Annotated in this window: 1 protein-coding gene; it reads right to left on the bottom strand. The window is 63.6% G+C overall.

Translation table 11 applies throughout. The features are described from left to right. Positions 1-566: immunoglobulin-like domain-containing protein (locus AC1DRN_RS29980; protein ID WP_477786931.1), on the bottom strand; the 566-nt coding region annotated here is incomplete at both ends.

Raw genomic sequence — 566 nt, 5'->3', positions numbered from 1 at the left:
GTCCAGCGTGACGGTGACCGGACCGTTTTGCGCGATGACCGGTTTGCCCAGGGCATCGGTCAGCGTCGCGGTGTAGATGATGGTGCCGTTCTCATCCACGCTCGGGGTGGCGGTCAGGGTTACCGTGGTGGTGTCGTTGACGTCATTGGCCGTGGTGCTCACCGGCGTTTTCACCGGGCTGATCGCCTCGAGGTTGCCACCCACCGCGTCCTTGATGGATTCGGTCACCGTGGTCGGCCCTTGGTACACGTCGTTGCCCACGCTCACTGGCAAGGAGCCGGCGCCCTGGCCTTCGGCGATGGTGATGACCTTGCCGCTGTCCAGCGTGACGGTGACCGGACCGTTTTGCGCGATGACCGGTTTGCCCAGGGCATCGGTCAGCGTCGCGGTGTAGATGATGGTGCCGTTCTCATCCACGCTCGGGGTGGCGGTCAGGGTTACCGTGGTGGTGTCGTTGACGTCATTGACCGTGGTGCTCACCGGCGTTTTCACCGTCAGGGTTACCGTGGTGGTGTCGTTGACGTCATTGACCGTGGTGCTCACCGGCGTTTTCACCGGGCTGATCG

It is taken from the genome of Pseudomonas sp. P5_B3 (assembly GCF_056400405.1).
This window is presented reverse-complemented; position numbering and strand designations above follow the sequence as displayed.